We start from the raw sequence: 3705 nt of genomic DNA, 5'->3' as shown, positions 1-3705 counted from the left end.
CTCTGCCGGGGCACGCCTCGGCAGGGGCTCTCAGCGCAATCTCCAACTAAATTTCCAGACGTCAGGTTACAGTACCGTCGGTTTGACGGTGCCGAGGTGCGAGCCTGGTTGGTGAATTGGGCGGATACCGATGTCCGTTGGTTGCAGTTTCGCGGCAGCATCGGAGAAATCCGTCGTGCCGGAGGTGCGTTTCATGCGGAGTTGCGGGGCCTGACAGAGGCGTTGAACCGTCCTTCCGGACGGATATTTCAAAAGCCGTGCACTGCGGTTTTGGGCGATGAAGGATGCAGTTTCGACGTAACAACTCCGGGGTATCGCCATGACGGACCAGCGGATCGTATCACGGATGGTCGCGTATTCGAATGGGACGATTTGAATGGGTTTGAGCCTGGCTGGTTCTTGCGCGGTCGGTTGGACGTGCTTGACGGCGCGGCACAAGGCCTGTGGGGCATGATCAAGCACGATGTGATTGCAAACGGCGTGCGCCGCATTGAATTGTGGCAACCGGTTCGAGGTCTCGTCGAGACGACGGCCCAACTGCGCCTGACGACCGGCTGTGACAAGCGGTTTGATACCTGTCGGTTGAAGTTCAATAACCTTCTGAATTTCCAAGGATTCCCCGATTTGCCCAACGAAGATTGGGTGATGGCCTATCCGACCAAAAACGGCACGAACACCGGAGGAAGCCTGCGATGACCTTACAGAACGCACGTATCATCGCGGAGGCAACCTTGTGGATCGGAACTCCCTATGTTCACCAAATGGCGGTCAAAAATGCCGGTTGCGACTGTTTGGGCCTGGTGCGGGGTGTTTGGCGCGCAGTGATCGGGGCGGAACCCGAGCGCCCGCCGGCCTATTCCCGCGATTGGTCGGAACCACAGGGCGAAGAGCGTCTTTGGGACGCTGCGGCGCGGCACCTCGTGCGTAAGCCTTTGGGGGAAGCAGCCCCAGCGGATGTGATCCTGTTTCGGATGAAAGACGGATCGGTGGCGAAACATCTGGGCATTCAATCAGCAACGGGAAAATCCGCTCGCTTCATTCATGCCTATAGCGGTCATGGTGTTGTTGAAAGCCCGCTGAGCGCCCCATGGGCGCGGCGCATCGTTGCGCGTTTTGAATTTCCGACTGAGGAGGTCATCTGATGGCGACTGTTGTTCTTGCGGCTGCGGGTGCGGCCATCGGTGGATCTATGGGCGGAACCTTGGCGGGACTGTCTTCGGTCGCCATCGGGCGTGTCGTCGGTGCCACTTTGGGACGGGTTGTGGACCAGCGCTTGATGGGTCAGGGATCCGACGTTGTTGAGCATGGCAAAGTCGACCGTTTCCGTCTGACCAATTCAGGCGAGGGCCTGGCGATTTCGCAGCTGTATGGCCGGATGCGCATGGGGGGACATGTCATCTGGGCTTCGGACTTTTTGGAAGCCAAAACCGTATCGGGCGGTGGCAAGGGCGCACCGAGCGGGCCCAAGACACGCGAATATACCTATTCCGTCAGTCTGGCGCTGGCCGTGTGTGAAGGCGAGATTACCCGCATCGGACGGGTATGGGCCGATGGAGAAGAGGTCGCGATTTCCGACCTCAATATGCGGGTCTACTCCGGTTCTGCCGATCAGTTGCCGGATCCGGTGATGGAGGCCATCGAGGGTCAAGGGAATGTGCCCGCCTATCGAGGTACCGCCTATGTGGTTTTGGAGGATCTGCTGTTGCAGCCCTTTGGTAACCGTGTGCCGCAGTTTTCCTTTGAAGTTGTGCGCCCGGAGCAGCCCGATGAGGCGGGCGCAGACGAGGAGATGACGCGGGCGATCCGTGGCGTGGCATTGATGCCGGGAACGGGCGAATACGCCCTTGCAACGACCCCGGTGACCTATGCCGACGGAGATCGTGGCCGGTGGAGTGCCAATATCAATACGCCTGCTGGACAAACAGATTTCACAGTATCTCTTGATAGCCTGCAAGACGAGTTGCCCAATTGTGAAGCGGCTTCCTTGATCGTGTCATGGTTTGGTAATGACTTGCGCTGTGGCGAATGCACTTTGAAACCAAAAGTTGAGCGCCGCGACATCGAAGGGCGCAACATGCGCTGGCGTGTGTCCGGACTGCGTCGGGAGGCAGCTGACGAGATCGCCACCGTTGATGACCGGCCGATTTACGGTGGAACGCCGTCGGATCAATCCGTCGTTGAGGCAATTCAAGCCATGAATGCTGCGGGCAAGGCCATCATGTTCTATCCATTCGTTTTGATGGATCAGTCCGAAGGCAACACACTTCCAAATCCATATGAACCAGGTAGCACTCAGCCTTACTTGCCGTGGCGCGGGCGCATTACGCTGTCGGTTGCTCCTGGCGTCGATGGGTCGCCAGATGGGACCGCCGCCGCAGATGCCGAAGTCGATGCTTTCTTTGGAACGGTGACTTCTGCGGATTTTGAGGTGGGTAAGGATGTGACGTACTCTGGGCCTGTCGACGAATGGTCTTTGTCCCGGTTTATCCTGCATTATGCTGCGTTGTGTGTCTCGGCCGGTGGTGTTGACTCGTTTTGTATCGGGTCGGAATTTCGGGGATTGACACAGATCCGGGGTGCGGCAAATCGGTTCGTCGTCGTGGAACGCCTTCAGGCGCTTGCTGCTGAAGTGCGCAACATCCTCGGGCCGAACACCAAAATCAGCTATGCGGCGGATTGGACAGAATATTTCGGGTATCAGCCACAGGATGGAACCGGCAATCGGTATTTTCATCTTGATCCGCTCTGGGCGGATGACAACATCGATTTCATCGGGATCGACAACTATATGCCACTCTCGGATTGGCGGGAGGGCACTGATCACCTCGATGCCGAATGGGGCAGCATTTACGACTTGGAGTATCTGCGCTCGAATATTGCAGGTGGTCAGGGGTATGATTGGTTTTATCACTCGGTGGACGCCGAAGCCGCGCAAATCCGGACGCCGATCACTGATGGGGCATATGATGAGCCTTGGATATGGCGGTACAAGGATATCCTGAACTGGTGGCGTAATGCACATCATGAGCGCGTCGATGGCAAACGGGCTGAACTTCCGACGGCTTGGGAGCCGCAATCGAAACCCATTTGGTTCACCGAGCTTGGCTGCGCAGCGATCGACAAAGGTACGAATCAACCGAACAAGTTTCTGGATCAGAAGTCTTCGGAAAGCAGCTTGCCCAAGTTCTCGAACGGCGCACGCGATGAGTTGATCCAAAAGCAATACCTGAGGGCGATGCACTCGTATTGGGGGCGTGTCGAGAACAATCCCTTGTCGGAGGTTTATTCGGGTCCGATGATTGATATGAGCCGTGCTTTTGTTTGGGCCTGGGACACGCGACCCTATCCGTTTTTTCCCAATGCCGTCAGCACGTGGTCCGATGGTGAAAACTATCCGAGGGGGCATTGGATCAACGGGCGAACATCCGGCCGAACTCTGGCTTCGGTTGTCGGAGAGATTTGTGAGCGCGCTGGGTTGACCGCCTATGACACGGGCGGGCTGTACGGGTATGTGCGTGGATATGTCATTGATGAGGTTTCGGATGCGCGTAGTGCCTTGCAACCTTTGATGCTTCGCTACGCCTTTGACGCCATTGAGCGCGACGGCGGTACTGTAACCTGACGTCTGGAAATTTAGGCAGCACACCCATTAATTCTTGTTTGATTGCATAGTTTTGTGATTCAGTTTCGTTCAAACAACGGGCG

The 3705-nt window shown here is 56.8% G+C and carries 2 protein-coding genes and 1 pseudogene; all 3 read left to right on the top strand.

What is annotated here, in order from left to right; genetic code table 11:
* The coding region (locus LC354_RS26850; RefSeq protein WP_223429006.1) for a DUF2163 domain-containing protein at positions 1–696 on the top strand (696 nt) is incomplete at its 5' end.
* Positions 693–1142, top strand: coding sequence for an NlpC/P60 family protein (locus LC354_RS26845; RefSeq protein WP_223429005.1), 450 nt, complete (start codon positions 693–695; stop codon positions 1140–1142). The genes LC354_RS26850 and LC354_RS26845, both read left to right, overlap by 4 nt.
* A pseudogene (locus tag LC354_RS26840) lies at positions 1142–3607 on the top strand (baseplate multidomain protein megatron); the annotation flags it as partial. The gene LC354_RS26845 and the pseudogene LC354_RS26840, both read left to right, overlap by 1 nt.
* Positions 3608–3705: the final 98 nt, after the last annotated feature.

It is taken from the genome of Tateyamaria pelophila (genome assembly GCF_019966495.1).
Taxonomy (GTDB): domain Bacteria; phylum Pseudomonadota; class Alphaproteobacteria; order Rhodobacterales; family Rhodobacteraceae; genus Tateyamaria; species Tateyamaria pelophila.
This window is presented reverse-complemented; position numbering and strand designations above follow the sequence as displayed.

Bases quoted from the DNA above. Each gene is read 5' to 3' on its own strand.
- LC354_RS26845 (WP_223429005.1), top strand. From the start codon at position 693: ATGACCTTACAGAACGCACGTATCATCGCGGAGGCAACCTTGTGGATC.